The sequence below is a fragment of the Peribacillus acanthi genome, from assembly GCF_003073175.1.
GTDB lineage: Bacteria > Bacillota > Bacilli > Bacillales > DSM-1321 > Bacillus_BN > Bacillus_BN acanthi.
The window spans coordinates 335,395-353,613 of sequence record NZ_QBBX01000001.1; the positions used below are offsets into that span (position 1 = coordinate 335,395).

Annotated in this window: 14 protein-coding genes; 13 read left to right on the forward strand and 1 reads right to left on the reverse strand. The window is 34.2% G+C overall.

Features of this window, described 5'->3' with window-relative positions:
• Positions 1-8 precede the first annotated feature (8 nt).
• The 12 genes from copZ to DBX25_RS01690 all read left to right on the forward strand — a co-directional run bounded on the left by copZ (position 9) and on the right by DBX25_RS01690 (position 15,805).
• On the forward strand, positions 9-215 hold the full coding sequence (gene copZ, locus DBX25_RS01635; protein WP_108669028.1) for a copper chaperone CopZ: 207 nt from the start codon (positions 9-11) through the stop codon (positions 213-215).
• Between the two features lie 50 nt (positions 216-265).
• Positions 266-2,698 carry a heavy metal translocating P-type ATPase gene (locus DBX25_RS01640; RefSeq protein WP_420812888.1) on the forward strand — a complete coding sequence of 811 codons (2,433 nt, stop codon included), beginning with the start codon at positions 266-268 and terminating at the stop codon, positions 2,696-2,698.
• A 22-nt stretch (positions 2,699-2,720) separates the two neighbouring features.
• Positions 2,721-3,572 (forward strand): hypothetical protein, encoded by an 852-nt coding sequence (locus DBX25_RS01645; protein WP_108669030.1) that lies wholly within the window; start codon positions 2,721-2,723, stop codon positions 3,570-3,572.
• Positions 3,573-3,935: 363 nt separating this feature from the next.
• The gene (locus DBX25_RS01650; RefSeq protein WP_108669058.1) at positions 3,936-4,862 is read left to right on the forward strand and encodes an NAD-dependent epimerase/dehydratase family protein; all 927 of its coding nucleotides are present in this window, start codon (positions 3,936-3,938) and stop codon (positions 4,860-4,862) included.
• A 34-nt stretch (positions 4,863-4,896) separates the two neighbouring features.
• The gene (locus DBX25_RS01655; RefSeq protein WP_108669031.1) at positions 4,897-7,080 is read left to right on the forward strand and encodes an NAD-dependent epimerase/dehydratase family protein; all 2,184 of its coding nucleotides are present in this window, start codon (positions 4,897-4,899) and stop codon (positions 7,078-7,080) included.
• Entirely contained in the window at positions 7,073-7,960 is an 888-nt protein-coding gene (locus tag DBX25_RS01660; protein ID WP_108669032.1) for a hypothetical protein, read from the forward strand. Before DBX25_RS01655 ends, DBX25_RS01660 begins: the two co-directional genes overlap by 8 nt.
• On the forward strand, positions 7,957-9,789 hold the full coding sequence (locus tag DBX25_RS01665) for a DUF2194 domain-containing protein (RefSeq protein ID WP_108669033.1): 1,833 nt from the start codon (positions 7,957-7,959) through the stop codon (positions 9,787-9,789). Before DBX25_RS01660 ends, DBX25_RS01665 begins: the two co-directional genes overlap by 4 nt.
• A 3-nt stretch (positions 9,790-9,792) precedes the next feature.
• A complete protein-coding gene (gene pelF / locus DBX25_RS01670; RefSeq protein WP_108669034.1) occupies positions 9,793-11,205 on the forward strand; it encodes a GT4 family glycosyltransferase PelF in 1,413 nt (470 codons plus the stop codon).
• Between the two features lie 2 nt (positions 11,206-11,207).
• The gene (gene pelG, locus DBX25_RS01675) at positions 11,208-12,644 is read left to right on the forward strand and encodes an exopolysaccharide Pel transporter PelG (RefSeq protein WP_157950846.1); all 1,437 of its coding nucleotides are present in this window, start codon (positions 11,208-11,210) and stop codon (positions 12,642-12,644) included.
• Positions 12,645-12,686: 42 nt separating this feature from the next.
• Positions 12,687-14,384 carry a CotH kinase family protein gene (locus DBX25_RS01680; protein WP_108669036.1) on the forward strand — a complete coding sequence of 566 codons (1,698 nt, stop codon included), beginning with the start codon at positions 12,687-12,689 and terminating at the stop codon, positions 14,382-14,384.
• An 11-nt stretch (positions 14,385-14,395) separates the two neighbouring features.
• Positions 14,396-15,106, forward strand: a complete 711-nt coding sequence (locus DBX25_RS01685) for a polyphosphate polymerase domain-containing protein (RefSeq protein ID WP_108669037.1) — start codon at positions 14,396-14,398, stop codon at positions 15,104-15,106.
• Between the two features lie 18 nt (positions 15,107-15,124).
• On the forward strand, positions 15,125-15,805 hold the full coding sequence (locus DBX25_RS01690; RefSeq protein WP_108669038.1) for a DUF4956 domain-containing protein: 681 nt from the start codon (positions 15,125-15,127) through the stop codon (positions 15,803-15,805).
• Between the two features lie 27 nt (positions 15,806-15,832).
• Here DBX25_RS01690 and DBX25_RS01695 read toward each other — a convergent pair whose 3' ends face one another.
• Positions 15,833-16,663: a glycoside hydrolase family 191 protein gene (locus DBX25_RS01695; RefSeq protein WP_157950848.1), complete on the reverse strand. Its 831-nt coding sequence runs from the start codon at positions 16,661-16,663 to the stop codon at positions 15,833-15,835.
• 344 nt (positions 16,664-17,007) lie between these two features.
• Between DBX25_RS01695 and DBX25_RS01700 the strand changes: the two genes are divergently transcribed.
• Complete coding sequence (locus tag DBX25_RS01700) at positions 17,008-18,090, forward strand: diguanylate cyclase (RefSeq protein ID WP_108669040.1); 1,083 nt, start codon at positions 17,008-17,010, stop codon at positions 18,088-18,090.
• The last annotated feature ends 129 nt before the right edge of the window (positions 18,091-18,219 follow it).

Genomic DNA, 18,219 nt, shown 5'->3' on the forward strand with positions numbered 1-18,219 from the left:
TTATATAAATGGAACAAGTATTGTTACAAGTAAAAGGAATGTCTTGTGGTCATTGTGTGAAGACAATCGAAGGAAGCATTGGAAAGCTAGAGGGTATCGAAATAGTGATGGTTGATTTAACAAAAGCGGAAGTTTTTATTGAATTTAACCCAAGTGTAATTCAAGTTACTGAAATAAAAGCAGCTATTGAAGATCAAGGATATGATGTGAAATAATTATTATATAGGGGGAGGGAGTATCTTCCTCCTCTATGGAAAGGGAGAGTATGATGAGTGAGCAAGCACAAAAAGCAAGCGAAACAAGCCTTCAAATCACAGGAATGACATGTGCAGCCTGTGCTGTCCGAATTGAAAAAGGCATGAATAAGCTAGACGGCGTCATGGAAGCTAACGTCAATTTAGCATTAGAAAAAGCGACCGTAAAGTTTGATCCTGCCAAAACTAATGTTCAAGCATTACAGAATAAAGTGAGAGACCTGGGCTATGACGTCGTGTCTGAAAAGGTGGAACTAGATATTATCGGGATGACATGTGCGGCCTGTTCGACACGGATTGAAAAAGGGTTAAATAAAGTTGCCGGTGTTTCCAAGGCTAATGTAAACCTTGCTTTAGAAAAAGCCACTGTCGAATATGATCCTTCTGTTGTTACGGTTCAACAGATGATTAAAAAAGTCGAGAGTCTTGGATATGAAGCCAAGGTAAAAGAAGAAGGAAAACAGCAAAATGTAGCGGACTTACGTGAAAAAGAAATCGAGAATCAAAAAGGAAAATTTGCTTTTTCACTGATTTTGTCCATTCCATTATTATGGGCGATGGTGAGTCACTTTGAGTTTACATCTTTCATTTATTTGCCAGAGATGTTTATGAATCCTTGGGTCCAACTGGCACTGGCTACACCGGTCCAATTTATCATCGGGAAGCAATTTTATGTAGGTGCCTATAAAGCGTTAAACAACTTTAGCGCCAACATGGATGTTCTTGTTTCATTAGGAACATCGGCTGCTTATTTTTATAGCTTGTATTTATCGATTCAATCCATCGGTTCGGATGCTCATATGGTTGAGCTCTATTTTGAAACGAGTGCAGTCTTAATCACGCTTATCATCCTAGGTAAACTATTTGAGGCGAAAGCGAAAGGAAGATCATCAGAAGCCATTAAAAAGCTGATGGGCCTACAAGCAAAAACAGCTACTGTCGTAAGAGATGGCGTGGAGCTCGAAGTTGCTCTAGAAGATGTGTTAGTAGGTGACATCCTTTATGTGAAGCCAGGTGAGAAGGTTCCAGTTGATGGAGAAATCGTAGAAGGTCGTTCTGCATTGGATGAATCGATGCTGACGGGAGAAAGTGTCCCGGTCGATAAAACAGTCGGAGATTCAGTCATAGGGGCGACTATTAATAAAAATGGTTTTTTGAAAATAAAAGCTACCAAAGTAGGCAAGGATACGGCTTTAGCTCAGATTATTAAAGTAGTAGAAGAAGCGCAAGGATCGAAAGCGCCGATTCAACGACTGGCCGACCAAATCTCAGGAATTTTCGTTCCAATCGTTGTAGGGATTGCGGTTGTAACGTTTTTGGTTTGGTATATGTGGGTCGACCCAGGGAATTTTGCTGAAGCATTGGAAAAATTAATTGCCGTTTTAGTTATTGCATGTCCGTGTGCACTAGGACTAGCGACACCAACTTCAATTATGGCTGGTTCAGGTCGTGCTGCTGAATACGGAATTTTATTTAAAGGCGGAGAGCATCTAGAAATGACTCATCGCATCACTACGGTCATTCTAGATAAAACGGGAACGGTCACAAATGGAACTCCGGTTTTAACAGATGTAATTTTGGCAGAAGGTCAACAGGAAGAAGAGTTTTTATCATTAGTAGGTTCTGCCGAAAAGCAATCTGAGCATCCACTTGCCGAAGCCATTGCAGCAGGAATCAAGAATAAAGGTATTCCATTTCAAGGTGTAGAGCACTTTGAGGCCATTCCTGGGTTTGGAATTAAAGCCGTAGTAAACGGGAATGAACTTCTAGTGGGAACTAGGAAGCTTATGATTCAAAATCATATAGATGTTGAAAATAAGTTAGATCAAATGACGGCTCTTGAAAAAGAAGGTAAGACAGCTATGTTGGTTTCCATCGATGGAAAGTATGCTGGTATTGTCGCGGTTGCTGATACCGTTAAAGAAACATCCAAACAAGCAGTTAAACGTCTTAAAGATATGGGACTTGAAGTCATCATGATTACTGGGGACAACAAACAAACGGCCAATGCCATTGCTGCTCAAGTCGGAATTGAAAACGTGATTGCAGAGGTTCTCCCAGAAGGAAAAGCCGAGGAAGTGAAGAAGCTTCAAAGCCAAGGTAAGAAGGTGGCGATGGTTGGTGATGGAATCAACGATGCCCCTGCATTAGCGATTGCTGATATCGGTATGGCAATTGGAACAGGTACAGACGTTGCCATGGAAGCAGCGGATATTACTTTGATGAGAGGCGATCTGAATAATATCGCAGACGCTATTTTCATGAGTAAGAAAACAATCAGCAATATCAAACAAAACCTATTCTGGGCGTTCGGTTACAATACGCTAGGCATTCCTATCGCAGCTATTGGTTTGTTAGCTCCATGGCTTGCGGGTGCTGCAATGGCCTTTAGTTCAGTATCGGTTGTTATCAATGCTCTTCGTTTACAAAGAGTGAAATTATAATGAATTTCAGGAGTTGGGGAAAATGAAAAAATGGATAGTATCAGCAGCACTCTATCTAGTAGTAGTTATAGCGGGATATACTGTCTATGCAGAGTTTATCCGAGAGGAAAAGGTAGTGGAACAACATGGTAGCGAACACGAGACTGCTTCGGAAGGACACGGGGAAGAAGCGGGACACGAAGAAGAATCCGAGCACGCTCATGGTGAGGATTCATCACATGAGAGCGGGGCGAGTGAGGTCGAGGTCGCTTTAAACTATGAAAATAATCAGATTATGATTTCACTTTCTGATCAAGATGGTAAACCAGTCAAAGACCTAGAAGTGAATCACGAAAAACTATTGCATTTGATTGTCGTAAATAGCCATCTGGATGAGTATTATCACCTCCATCCACAAAAAGTAGAGGATGGAAAATTCGAAATCACACAAACTTTACCAGACGGAGAATACAAAGCGTTTGTAGATATCAAACCGAAAGATTTAGAGTATGCAGTCAATCCATTACCATTCTCTGTTGGAAATGTGGAAGGCTCACATGAGCATGGGGACGTCTTAAAAGTCGATGATACATTAACGAAAACAGTAGATGGCGAAACTGTCATATTAAATATGAACTCCATGAAAGCAAACGAACCTGTCACACTAGATTTTGAACTGAACATGGAAAATCTAGAGCCATACCTAGGAGCCATGGGGCACGTAGTCATCCTAGACGAACAAGCCAATCAATACTTGCACGTCCATCCAAGCGATCATGATAAACCAATATTTGAAACACAATTCAACAAACCTGGAAAGTATAAAATCTGGGGAGAATTCCAACAGGATGGTAAGGTTCGAGTCTTTCCATTTGTAGTCGAAATAACTGAATAAAACAATCCCGGGTCTGGTCCCACTGTCAAATCAATGTATTTAGAGGTGTAGGTTATTTCTAAATGTCATTGAGGATGACGTGGCCAGACTCTTTTTGGTTTTAATTGGTAAAAAGATGTTGTAGAAATTTGTCGAATAAAATCAGATAATACTTTATAGGATATTTATATCAATTTTTTATGGAAGTCTTTTTTCAAAAGCTGTACGGATATTTTGCATTTATAGTACAAAGCATATATCTTTCTGAATATAGATAACATGAATAAACTTTCAAATAGGACTAAAGTATTATAAAGTTAATTATAGTAGAAATATAGATATTTGGGATTTTACCTTAATGTTAAAGAAATGAATGGTGGAAAAATGAATGTACTCATCACAGGCGGAGCAGGTTTCATAGGTTCATTTATCGTTGAGGAAGTAATTAAGCAAGGTTGGAATCCAATTATTGTGGATAATCTTAGCACTGGAAACCATATGTATGTTCCTCAAAATGTTCCTTTTTATAATGTTGATATTTGCTCAAACTCCTTGGAACAAGTTTTCCGAGAATACAATCCCACGATTGTTATACATCAAGCTGCTCAAACATCTGTGGAATATTCGAAAATGAATCCAATACTAAATAATGAGATTAATGTAGCTGGTACGTTAAATATCCTAAACAACTGTGTAAAATATAAGGTTACTAAAATAATCTTTGCTTCCTCAGCTGCCGTGTATGGTGAAACTTCATGTTTACCAATTGAAGAAGACTCCTCATTATGTCCTAAGTCTTTTTATGGGTTATCTAAATTGAATGCAGAACAATACATAAGGCTTTATCATGATAATTTTGGACTTTCATTTACCATCCTAAGGTATGGAAATGTTTATGGGATGAGGCAAAATCCATTAGGAGAAGCAGGAGTAGTTAGTATTTTCTTTGATAGAATCTTGAGAGATTCTCCTGTTACAATTTATGGAGAAGGATGCCAAACAAGGGATTTTATTTTTGTTAAAGATGTTGCCAAGGCAAACATTCAAGCTATAAGTTTTGGACACAATGAAATTTTTAATATTAGCACGGATACACAAGTATCTATTTTACATCTATTGAATCAAATTCAAACTGTTTTAGGAAAAGAAGCTGTGGTTAATTTTAAACCTAATCGCATTGGGGATATTGATAAAAGCTCACTTTCTAACAAAAAAGCCAAAGAATTATTAAAATGGATACCTGAATCTGACTTTATGGATGGAATTACAGAAACCATGCAGTATTATCGATCATTGTATTGCAAGGTATAAAAATTATGTGCTGTCGTAGTAAAGAGGGGAAATTATGAAGGTACTAGTGGCTGGTGGATATGGTTTTATTGGTTCCTTTATAGCTGAACGGCTTTACAAGGAAGGCCATGACGTTTACATTGTAGATAATTTATCAACAGGTGTCGCCGAAAACCTTTCTTTTAGGCATAAATCATTTATTTTAAATGTAGAAAGTGAAGAATGCGAAACGATTTTCAGATCTAATTCTTTTGATGCTGTTATTTTTTCTGTAACGAATTCAAATGCTTCTAGTTCTTATTCAAACCCTACAAAAGACTCACTTTCAAGTGTAATAGGATTGGAGAATTTTCTTCACTTGTCAGGAAAATATAATGTTCCAAAATTTATTTTTCTTTCATCTGCAGCCGTTTATAATTATCAAAATGAAGAAACAATGACTGAAACGAGTGAGCCACGTCCATCTACAGTATATGGTTATCATAAACTAATGGGAGAAAATCTTTGCAATAGATGGTCTGAAACACATGGTTTAAAAACAGTCATCTTTAGGCTTCCTAATGTGTATGGACCGAGAGATCGAAAATCGAAAGAACGTGGAGTTATTTCTATTTTTATAGAAAAAATCTTGGAACAACAAGTTATTCATATATTTGGTGATGGAGATCAAATTCGTGATTTTATTTATGTCGAAGATGTTAGTGATGCGATTTATCGATCCGTAATTAGTAATATCTCAGGTGTATATAATTTATCTACCAATAGCCCGGAAAGTATAAACCAATTACTTTTTAAATTGGAAGATATACATGAGTTACCTAAGTCCATCTACAAGGGTTCTAGAAATGGTGATATAAATCATTCTGTATTAAGTAACAAAAAGATTGCCCTTGATTTGGATTGGGTACCGAAGTACTCATTAGAAGAAGGACTAGAAAAGACATTCCAATGGAATTATAAACAGTTATCTCGAAAGAAGAAGTATTCATTCAAGGGGATTTTGGAATGGAGAAAAAATCTTTACAAGACCTATAAATTTCTTGTTCCTTTTATCGAAAATATCATCCAATTCTTGATATTCGCAGTTTTGGATTATGGAACCTTCCAAACTAATCATCTTATCGACTATAAGCTGGTATATGTTTTGATGATTGGAATGTTTTTAGGTAAAACTCAAGCTATATTAGCTTGCTTTTTAACTGTTATTTTATATATCTATGAAAATCTAGCGCACGGAAGAGAATTTGTGTCCCTTTTCCTTGATAACAATACTCTTTCCCACATAGCTATGTATTTATTCTTTGGTTTGGTATTAGGCTACATTATGGATAAAAAGAATATTGCACTCGAAACGTTAAAAGAGGAATATATGTCCTTGCATAATAAATATGAATTCCTTGATGAAATTTTTAAAGAAACACGAAAAATCAAAGGTCAGCTGCAAGAACAAATTATGTACACCGAAGATAGTGTGGGGAAAATTTTTGAGTTGGCAAGTAAATTAGATAGCTTAGAACCAGAGGATATATTTAACGGTTCGATAAATATGATTGAAAAAATTATGAAGACGAAAGCTGTTTCCATCTATTTAGTTAGTAAGAACTCAGACTATTTAAGACTGATTTCGAAGTCAAATAGAGGAGATCTTACGATTGCGAATTCAATTCGAGTTAGTGAAGATGATTATTATTATAAGGTTATTTCTGAAAAGAAGACGGTTTTAAATCATCATTTAGAACCCAATCTACCGATTCTTATGGCACCAATTATTACGGATGGCAGGGTGATTGGTATAGTTTGCTTAAATGAAGTGAACTTTGAAAGATTGACTTTGTATTATCAAAATTTATTTGAAGTTGTAATCAGATTGATTTCTTCCTCCATGACTCGCGCTTTCGAATTTGTTTCTGTCACTCATCCTAATAGATATATCCATGATACTCCTATTTTAAAGCCAGATTATTTCACAAAAATAGTGGAAAGTAAAAGAAGGGCGAAAGAGGAATTAAATATTCCCTTTAACATTGTTGAAGTTAAACATACCGATCAACTAAATGAAGTATTGAGGAAAACTAGAAATGCTCTTCGTGAAACAGATGTGATAGGTAGAGATAAAAATGGGGATTTATGGATCATTCTATCAAACACAACGGATAAAGAAGCAAATATAGTTACGCAAAGATTAATGAACTTAGGTTTATCTTTAAGAATTGCTAAAGAGGAAGAATTATATGTTTAACGCTTTGCTTGCCTATTATGGTGTGTCGATGATCTATATCATAATCTATTACATCCGTAAGAAGAAAAATTGGTTAACTCAGTTATTCATCCTACTGTTCTGTCCAGTAGTTGGAATCATCATCCTATTTGAAATGAATAGGGAATATAAAGACAAATCTACTAACCTTCCAGACTGGTTAATAAAACAGCGTGAAGAAGAAGAAAAGGAAAGTTCCTTGATTATGCCTGATATTGATACGGAGCTAAGCGTAGTCCCTATCAATGACACATTAGTACTCAATGATGATAGTTTAAAGCGCAGAGCTTTATTAAATCTATTAAAAACAGAAACTATTAACAACGTGGACATTTTGTCAAACGCCCTAGTGAACAACGATTCTGAGACTGCTCACTATGCTGCAACTGCTATTATGGAAATCAAAAGGAAAATGTTAAATTCTATTCATTCATTGGAAAGACTTGCAAATCAGCAAATGAATGATGTAAAGATATTAACTTCCTATGCAGAATCTTTAAAGAAGTATGTTGAAAGTAATTTGTTAGATGAGCAGTCCAAAAAAATCTATATGTACAAATACTCTTCACTATTAGAAAGATTAATAGAGTTCTTACCGCAAGACAAATCGAATTATATTGAAAAAATTAATTACGATTTAGAATTAAACGAACTGGAGAAAGTGGAGTATTATTGTAAATTGTTTATTAAGAATTGCGGGAATGAAGAAGAAGCCTATTTTTCATCGATGAAGTTTTATTATCTTATTAAGAATAAAGAAAAATTCGATTCAGTTATTCTTCAGTTAAAAAACGCTCCTGTCAAAATTTCACCTGAAGGAATGAAGCTGTTTCGATTTTGGCTAAATGGTGTAGAACAATGAAAAATCATAAATTTCGTATTGGTAAGAGTATATATTTAATAGTATTCTTCATTTTCATTTTTGGAGTGTTTTTAGAGATTACTCAAACGGATTTGATTTTGAAAACTTACCAAAATAACTCTTCAAATCAGGTAGTCAAGGAGGTAACACCCATTACATTGCCTCCCCAGATCCTAAAGGGAAAAGAACAGGTACCTTTTTTAATTCTTTATGATGAAAATAACATTGACAGTGTTGGAATAAAGGAGAACTTCAAACAGACGTTACACTATATGAAGCAGAAAGTAGAGCTCCTTAGCGTTCATTCATTACCGCAAAATTATGATTCCTATCAAATGGTCATTCTTACTTTTGAGGATATTGGTAAGATACAGAATTTTGATAAACTTGATTCCTATGTTTCAAATGGAGGTAAGTTGTTTTTTGCTATCCGTCCAGGACTGGAAAGTGCAACCTACAAAATCTACCGTAAACTAGGAATTTTTGAGCTAGGGAATTTTACTGAAGAATACGGAATCCAGCTGACTTCGAATATATTAATAAACCAAAAGGGATTATCCATTAAAGGAAAATTGATTAGTAATTCTTCACTGGCTGTTGGTTTGGATTCTGAATGTACGATTTATGCAAAATCTATTACGAACGACCAACCTTTATTATGGGATGTTCCTTATGATAAAGGAAAAATCATGGTTTTTAATGGGACGATGCTAAGTACTAAGGATAATAGAGGTATGATTGCAGGAGCTATAAGTGTACTAGCGGATGATTTCATATATCCGATTATGAACATGAAATTAGTATACTTAGATGACTTTCCTGCACCAGTCCCTCAAGGGTATAATGAAAAAATTTATCAGGAATTAAAACTGGATATTCCAACATTTTATCGGAATGTCTGGTGGCCATTCATCCAAAAGCAATCTGCTAAACATGAGCTTACTTATACAGGGGTAGTCATTGAAACTTATAATAATCAAGTTTCACCACCCTTTAGCTCTGAGCATGAGGATTCAAAGGATTTAGTCAAGTATGGAAGGGAACTTCTCAAGATGGGTGGGGAAATTGGTATACATGGATATAACCATCAATCACTTGTCATTAATCAAGATAGGGTATCACAATTTGGATATAAGGCTTGGCCTACACAGGATAATATGGAATCCTCTTTAAAGATGGTTCAAACTCATATTAATAGGGCATTTCCGAATTATGATATTTCCACATATGTACCGCCTTCAAATGTAATTGATCAAACAGGGATTGAAGCACTTAAAAATACTCTTCCTTCCATAAAGAATATTTCTTCCATTTATTTACCTGATGCTGATAATACAGCATATATACAAGAATACGAGGAGAAAGATGGATTTGTTCATTTACCCAGAATCACATCAGGACATCACTTTAACCCGGAAGCTAAATGGGTTATTGCTAATGCTATCACTTCGATAGGGGTATTCTCTCATTTCATACATCCAGATGATATCCTTGATGAAAACCGTGCCAATCTTAGTAACTGGGATGATATATCGGATGGATTGAACAGACTCTTTAAAGACGTAAATCAAAGGTACTCATGGTTAAAGAGCATGACAGCTAAAGAAGGAACCCTTTCTTTAAAGCAATATGAGCTGGCTAAAGTTCTAATTGAAGATCAAGGTGATAAAAAGATTGGCTACATTGACCAATTTAGTGGGGAGTTAAGTTTTATTCTACGTACTAATAAAAAAATTGGAGTTACGAAAGGCTGTAAAGTAGAAAAGATTAGCAATGGTATTTATTATGTGATAGCCAATAAGGAAATCTTTGAGGTAGAGCTGAGGTAGTATATGAAAATTTGTATTATTGCAGAAGGATCATACCCATTCATAACAGGGGGGGTTTCTAGCTGGATACATTCGTTAATTAACAGTATGCCTGAGCATCAATTTGTGATTTATGCAATTGGTGCTGAAAATTCACAAAAAGGAAAATACAAATATACCATTCCTAAGAATGTAGAAAGCATTACTGAGGTTTTCTTAGATTCCTATATAAAGCAAAATGTGAAATGGGGTAAAAGATATAAGTTAACACAAAATGAACTACAAGGGCTAAAATCCATATTGGAAAAGGATAAAAATAGTTGGAATGATTTATTTCAGTTATTTTCAAGCGGAAAAATAGATTCCGTTTCTAATCTGTTAACTAGTAAAGATTTTTTTGATATCATTCAGGAAATTTGTTTGGAGCATTATCCGTATCTACCTTTTACAGACATGTTTTGGACAGTGCGTTCCATGGTTCTTCCATTATTCTTATCTATTAATCATTCCATACCAAAAGCTGATTTGTACCACAGTGTTTCGACTGGATACGCTGGTGTTATAGGTGCTTTAGCGAAGTATAGATATCAAAAACCATTCCTTTTAACGGAACATGGGATTTATACGCGAGAAAGGGAAGAGGAAATTATTAAATCTCCTTGGGTTAAAGGGCAATTTAAGGATATTTGGATTCAATATTTCTATAACATGTCCAATTGTGCTTATGAATCTGCTGATGAAGTTATCACTTTATTTAAAAAGAATAAGGAGATCCAAGTAGAATTAGGTTGTTCAAATGAAAAAATCTCGATTATTCCCAATGGCGTAAATGTTGATTCCTATATGAACCTTAAACCGGTACTGAATAAAGTTAAGGATGAAATATTTATTGGTTCTGTATTAAGAGTCGTTCCTATTAAAGACATTAAAACGATGCTCCAATGCTTCGCTATTGTGAAGAAAGAAATCCCTCATGCTAAATTCTTTATCATGGGACCAACCGATGAGGATAAAGAGTATTATGAAGAGTGCATACAGCTGTTGCATATGCTAAATATTTCCGATGTTTTCTTTACTGGGGAAGTAAATATCATGGAATATTTACCATCGATGGATGTACTTATATTATCAAGTATTAGTGAAGGGCAACCGTTAGCCATCCTAGAGGGGATGGCTGCAGGAATTCCATTTGTTGCTACTGATGTTGGGAGCTGTAGAGAACTATTATATGGGATTGATGATGGAATAGGAAACGCAGGTATTATCGTCCCTGTCATGCACTATGTAGAAATGGCTCAAGGCATCATCAAGCTATGTAAACAAAAAGAAATAAGGTTAAAAATGGGGAATGCAGGGCGCGAGAGGGTCTCTTTGAAGTATACAAAGGAACAGTTTATTCAGGGCTATAAATCTATATATCAGAAAATGGTGAAGTAGGCGTGGCTGGAATTGGTTTTCAATTAAAAAAATTGTTCAGGGATGAAGGAATACTTGTCAATCTCAAAGCTTATGGGTATTCGACCATTGTAACAATTGGCCCTATGGCTTTGTGTATTTGTTTAATCATTTTCTCTCAATATTTATTAATTGCAGTCGGAACTCCTCTGGTTGAGAGAGATCGCTTTATGGCAGCCACTCAATATTCTTTTATATTTTCACAGATTCTTACCGGTGGTTTTAATATGGTCATATCAAGATATGTTGCGGACATGACCTTTATCAAAAAGGAAGAAAATGTTTTAGCATCCATGTATGGTTTAATAACTATTTGTTTATTTTTTGGAGGAATTCTGTGCTTTTTACTTTATTTTAATTCTCCATTGTCCATTTCTTTTAAACTGACTTCTTATATATTCTTTTGTGAACTGATCATCATTTGGATTCAGTGTATGTATGTTTCTGCTCTTAAGGATTATATGAGAATAGTGAAAAGCTTTGTGATTGGTGTAATAGTCGCAGGCGTACTGACATGGGTTGCTATTGTAGTCTTAGATTACAATAATGCTGTTACTTTATTTATTTGTTTGGATATTGGTTTCTTAGTTATCATCTTGATGTTTTTGCAGAACATCAAACGCTTTTTCCGAATCAATAATTTATCTTATTTCAATTTTCTAATCTATATAGAAAGATATCCCTTACTACTCCTTACTGGATTTCTTTATACCTTTGGTTTGTATGCTCATAACTTTGTAGTATGGATGAGAAGTGAGCATCAAGTGATTGTTGACAGAACATTTTTCATCGCACCATTCTATGATGTCCCTGTTTTTTATGCGTATTTAACGATATTACCAGCAATGGTGATTTTTATGGTATCAGTTGAAACCTCTTTTTACGATTCATATAAGCTTTACTATCAGAGAATCCTTGAGGGCTTCTCATTACAGGACATTATGATTGCCAAGAAAAACATGTTTGATATTATTTCTGTTGAATTAAAGTTTCTAACGGAGGTCCAATTATTTATTACCATTGCGTCAATCGCGGCTGGTACACAATTATTGCCTAAGATAGGAATGACATCCGAACAGATTCATATTTTTACAATCCTTGTGATTGGAAACTTATTTTTCAGTATCATGTTCACCTGTATTTTAATCCTACTATATTTTGATGCTCAAAAAGATACAGTAATTACTACTATATTATTTGCCTTAAGTAGTCTTGTGATTACAATAATCACCACATGGGTAGAAAACTATGGTTTTGCATGGTTCCTATCTACCTTTATCTGTCTTGTATTAGTTTTGAAGAGATTAAAAAATTATTTAAACGACATCGATTATTATACATTCTGCTCTCAACCACTAGTAAATGTGAAGAAAGAATATAAAACTGAACAAGTCTTATCTAAAATCAACCCGTATATATAAAATAAATACATTAATAAATTGGGTAATCGGAGTGAAATTGGTATGAAACATTTAATATATATAGGGCTTGTATTTTTAATCACTATCTCTTTAACAGGATGTTTAAGTTCGGAAAAGGAAGAGAAAAGCGATGAAAAAATATTGATCGAAGCGACTGGTAATGAAAAACCTTTCGGAGAAGATAGAAGAATCTACAAGTACGATAAAGAAGATGGAGTCATAAACCTATACATTACAGTTTTAAGTGAAAAAGAAACTGGAAAAAACACTCCATCTTTCTTTGACTTGAATCATTGGTATGATATGAACCCTATCTCTACCGACAGTCCTAAATTAGATGTCATAATTCAGGAAGGAAATGAAAATGGACCTCAAAAAAACTCCTTCGGCTACGGAACTAATAAGGCTAATGCTTCTATTCAAATACGAGGAAATACGAATAGGTTAGGGAATCAAAAGTCGTATAAGATTAAATTAGAAGACCAAGCAGGTTTGTGGTTAGGACAAAATACAATCAATTTGAACAAGCATCAGTTTGATTTCACTAGGGTAAGGAACAAACTTTCATTTGATTATTTTAAGCTAATCCCAAATTTAACAAGTTTACGAACTAATTTTGTACGTCTATATGTAAAGGATTTAACTAGCGAACCTAGAAATCAACACTTCGAAGACTTTGGATTATATACACAAATTGAACAACCCAATAAACGTTTTTTGTCATCTCATGGCTTAGATCCTAATGGACATTTATACAAGGCTACAGAGTTTTCATTCTACAAAAACCCTGAACAATTAAAACCTGAAAATGATCCAGCGTTTGATGAGGAACAGTTTGAAAGCATATTAGAAATTAAAGGCTCTAATGATCACGAGAAGCTATTGTCCATGTTAAAAGATGTAAATGATTACTCCGTTAATATTAATGATATTATCGAAAAACACTTTGATCGAGATAACTATTTAACTTGGCTTGCAGTGAATATATTACTTGGCAATCATGACACCGTTACGCAAAATTTTTATCTATATAGCCCTCTTAATTCAAGCACTTGGTATTTTCTCCCTTGGGATTATGATGGAGCTTGGGATTGGGAAAAGCAACAACAAAATATGAGTGCAGTAACATGGGAAGAGGGAGTCAGTAACTATTGGGGAGTGGTACTTCATAAGAGATTTTTAAAAGATCAACGAAATGTTGATGAACTTTCTCAAAAAATAGAATCATTATCGAAGATTATCACACCTTCACAAACTAAAGAGTTTCTTGATCATTATTACAAAATTGTACATCCTTATGTTTCTTCCTCTCCAGATAGTGATTTCTTGCCAATTAAAATAGACCAATACAAGAAATATTATTATGAGATGATTCATGTGCCTGAGAAAAATAAAGAAAAGTATTATGTTAATATCCAAAAACCTATGCCCATTTTCCTTCAGGCACATACTACCAGTAATAAAGTGACCGTTTTCGAATGGGAAGCTGCTTATGATTTACAAGGAGATAATGTTACTTATACATTCCAATTAAGTAAAGAACCTTCCTTTAAAAAAATTGTAGTTGAGAAAAAAGATATTATTGATTTAAACACAACCGTGTCTAATTTACCAAAAGGCATTTATTATTGGAAAGTCATTAGCAGAGATCAATACGATCATGAGCAAGTTGCTTTTGATATGTATGAAGATGAAGAGGGACAATTGTTTTATGGAGTCCAAGAACTGATAGTCAATTAAGTGGAGGGAAAATGAGGCCATATTCTAAAAAATTCCGGCATGAACTGAAATATTATATCACTTTTGATGAATATAGAATTCTGAGGGCAAAAGTAAAATCTATTTTACAGCTAGACACAAATTCGACTTCTGATGAAGGATACTTAATTAGAAGCTTGTATTTTGATAATGCTACAGATGTAGATTTATATCAGAAAAATTATGGTCTCTTAAAAAGGAAAAAAATACGAGTCAGAATCTATAATGGTAGTGATCATACTATCAAACTAGAACGTAAAAATCGAGTAGGGGAATATATCTCCAAGGAATCGTTGTCTATTAGAAGAGAAGAATATGAAAAGCTATTAAACAAGGAATATGATTTTCTTTTAAATAAAAATACTTCCTTAAGCAAAGATTTTTATTTCTATTTTCGCAGTGAAGTCATGACACCTCGTGTAATTGTAGATTATTACAGGGAGGCATATGTCGGTACTATCAGTGATGTTCGTATTACTTTTGATAAATATTTGAGTGCAGGGTTAAATACTATTGATATGTTTAATTCAGAAATCGTTACGAAAGAGGCACTATCCCAGCCAATGATGATTATGGAAGTGAAATTCAATGAATTCCTGCCAACCTATATTAAACACTTAATTAATCTTGATGCTCATCATCGATCTGCCATTTCAAAATATGTAATATGTCGTGAAGTACTCATTAAGTCAAATAAAGTTTAACGAAGGGATCTACAATGGATGGATCAAACTTATAATTTTGAAGATATTATCAAAAAAAGTGTATTGAAATTTGAATCCTTTGGTAAAATTGATATTTTTAATATCTGCTTAGGATTAATGATTTCATTTTGCATCGGCTTGTTTATATATTGGGTTTATAAAAAGACGTTCAAAGGGGTCGTTTATAGCCATAATTTTAATATTACATTAGTGTTAATGACGATGATTACTTCTTTAATTATCATGACCATTAGCACAAACATTGTTTTGTCACTTGGTATGGTTGGGGCCTTGAGTATAGTTCGATTTAGAACAGCAATCAAAGATCCTATCGATATTGTATACATGTTTTGGTCGATTTCTATTGGTATAGCAGTGGGAGCTGGAATTTACGTCTTGGCTATAATAGGCAGCTTGTTTATTGCATTCGCAATTTTTATTTTAACTCGACGTAAACTAACGGAAACCACTTACCTATTAATTATTCACCATGATGAGGAAGCAACTATTGAAGTGAAAAGGCAACTTAGAAAGCTAAATTACACGATGAAGTCAAAAATAGTTCGAAATCATTTCACAGAATTAACTGTAGAGATTAAACTAAAGATTGATAATACAGGTTTTATTCATTCTTTATCAAGTGTAGAAGGGGTAAAGGATGTTTCTTTAGTGCAATATAATGGAGATTATGCAGTTTGAAAAACGGGGCTTATTAACAGCCCCGATTTATTTTAATTCATTATAGTAATCATCTTTATTTATAAATGACGTAAATCCTTGGTTTAAACTATACTGCTTATCTTTTTTGCTAGGTGTGACCGTAAAAATTGCGACTCTTTTTCGTTTTTCTACTAGTTTAAAATAATTGATCCACTTTTGTCCCCAATCACTTTTCACTAAATCTCTAGTTCGGAAATCCTCCCACAATAGGCCGTCTAAAAATGTGTAAGAATCCGATTTAAATGTTTCAAATCCCCAATTCTGTACTAGTATTTTCTCTGGATTTGTTTGTTTGATTGATTTAAGAAGTTGTAGATAGCTATCTCGAAGTTTTTTTTGTGCTGCAGGTTCTTTTGAGAAATAATCGTCGATGTCTCCAATTGTATCAAAAAATACTCCATCTAGACCTTTATCCACTATTTCAACTTGAATCTCATCTATTAACAATTGTTGATAATGTGGGTTTGAAATATCCATGATATAAGTGTCCCATTTTTCGATATAGATTTTCTCGTTATTTCTATAATAATAATCCTCTTCTATAACCTTTTGGACAAAATCTGTATTCCATTTCTCTAACTCCATTAAACTTATATACCCTAAAACAATGGTTCCTTTTTCTCTCAAAATTTGAATTTGTTCTTTAGTAAATTCGTGTGGTTCTATGATAACCATATCCATCTTAGAAAGTTTATTTAGAATTTCTTCATTTACTTTTCCATAATAAATGGTGTAGTTTTTTACAGAGTTTAAAGGGCTTGAAAAATTGGAGGCACCAGTTAGCAAAAATAAAGAAATACAGGCTAAAACAAGGGATAACGCCCTGGAAATTTTCATATTGTACTCCATTAGTCATTTGGAATTTTTGGATAATAAATTAATTATAGAATTTGTTGTGTATGTCCTACAAGGTATAAACCAAAATAATTTACATAAGAAAGTGTATTTATTGAGACTTAATCTACGAAAATGTTTACTCAAAAATTGAATACTAATTCTGCCCTGTTTAAGCCTAAATTATTTTACAAATGGGTAATATAGCCTAAAATATAAATATGACATTCATTTTATCCAAAATAATAAAAGGTGAATATACTATACTAACTTTTTTATTTGGAATTTAAACATATAGTATTGGTAGAAATAGAGTTTCAGGTTTTTAAAGAGGGATAGGGTGGAAGATGATAAATATCGAAGAATATATTATCAATTTTGGACTTATGACGACGATTATATATTTGGCAGGGTTACTTTATAAGCAGTTTCTTGTGGACATAAATGAAAGGTTTAAAAGTATTATACTTGTAGTCATTGCCATTTTCACTGGTTGGGTTTCGATGTATTTTGGGATTCATCTAAGTGATTCGGTTATATTTGATCTTCGGTTTGTGCCGGTTATTATTGCTACTTTGTATTCAACAAGGCTGAGATACATCCTGTTAGTAGGGTTAGGTATTGGGCTTACGAGGTTTACTTTTGGTTTCAGCGAGGCAGCAGTAGTTGGTTTTATTAATATGTTCTTTCTTGGACTAGTGGGAGTTTTCCTTTCCTGGATATTGAGGAAATGGACCTATATGAAGAAAATGTGGGTGGTCATACTCACAATTAATCTAGTTAATACAATCGTAATTTCTGTGGTGGGCGTAATTCCTGCAAAAGATATTTTGTTTAGACTAATGCCTATTGTTTTCCCGACAAACATATTGTTAAGTCTTCTGCTCGTCTGGATTGTAAAAGATTTAATTGAAGAATATAGATATAAAATTGAATTGTTAGAGAAGGCCAGAAAAGACCCATTAACACAATTGCTTAATCGTAGAGCATTTATGAATCACTACCAAAAATACATTACTAATAACAATGAAGGCTATCCTTTGGCACTTGCTTTTATTGATATTGATTACTTTAAAGAAGTGAATGATGTGCATGGCCATATAGTTGGGGATTTGGTCCTTCAACGTGTAAGCAAAATAGTATCGGATAATTTAAGAAGCATTGACGTAGTGGCAAGGTATGGGGGAGATGAGTTAGTTGTAATCTTACCTCATTGTCCTAAGCAGGATGCCATTAAAGTGATGGAAAGAATAAGGACCCTAATAGAAAAAGAGCTGATTACACAAAACGATGTTACTATTCCAATCACGTTATCAATAGGAATTGCGACTTCTCCTGATATCGAGCCCAAATCATTACTTTCAGCTGCGGATGAAGCGCTTTATGTAGCAAAAAGTAAGGGGCGGAATCGTATTGAGTGGGTAGGGTGATATTACAGAGCATTAGCAAATTAAAATATTCTTAAAAGGCATCCGAATTTGAACTGACCCCTGTAAAGTAGACATTGGAAATAATAAAAATGATTTAAGCGGCTTTAGCCCTAAATTCAAGAGGGCTAA

Bases quoted from the DNA above. Each gene is read 5' to 3' on its own strand.
- DBX25_RS01660 (WP_108669032.1), top strand. From the start codon at position 7,073: ATGTTTAACGCTTTGCTTGCCTATTATGGTGTGTCGATGATCTATATC.
- DBX25_RS01685 (WP_108669037.1), top strand. From the start codon at position 14,396: ATGAGGCCATATTCTAAAAAATTCCGGCATGAACTGAAATATTATATC.
- DBX25_RS01680 (WP_108669036.1), top strand. From the start codon at position 12,687: ATGAAACATTTAATATATATAGGGCTTGTATTTTTAATCACTATCTCT.
- DBX25_RS01655 (WP_108669031.1), top strand. From the start codon at position 4,897: ATGAAGGTACTAGTGGCTGGTGGATATGGTTTTATTGGTTCCTTTATA.
- DBX25_RS01640 (WP_420812888.1), top strand. From the start codon at position 266: ATGATGAGTGAGCAAGCACAAAAAGCAAGCGAAACAAGCCTTCAAATC.
- DBX25_RS01645 (WP_108669030.1), top strand. From the start codon at position 2,721: ATGAAAAAATGGATAGTATCAGCAGCACTCTATCTAGTAGTAGTTATA.
- DBX25_RS01650 (WP_108669058.1), top strand. From the start codon at position 3,936: ATGAATGTACTCATCACAGGCGGAGCAGGTTTCATAGGTTCATTTATC.
- DBX25_RS01700 (WP_108669040.1), top strand. From the start codon at position 17,008: ATGATAAATATCGAAGAATATATTATCAATTTTGGACTTATGACGACG.
- DBX25_RS01665 (WP_108669033.1), top strand. From the start codon at position 7,957: ATGAAAAATCATAAATTTCGTATTGGTAAGAGTATATATTTAATAGTA.
- copZ (WP_108669028.1), top strand. From the start codon at position 9: ATGGAACAAGTATTGTTACAAGTAAAAGGAATGTCTTGTGGTCATTGT.
- DBX25_RS01690 (WP_108669038.1), top strand. From the start codon at position 15,125: ATGGATCAAACTTATAATTTTGAAGATATTATCAAAAAAAGTGTATTG.
- DBX25_RS01695 (WP_157950848.1), bottom strand. From the start codon at position 16,663: ATGAAAATTTCCAGGGCGTTATCCCTTGTTTTAGCCTGTATTTCTTTA.
- pelF (WP_108669034.1), top strand. From the start codon at position 9,793: ATGAAAATTTGTATTATTGCAGAAGGATCATACCCATTCATAACAGGG.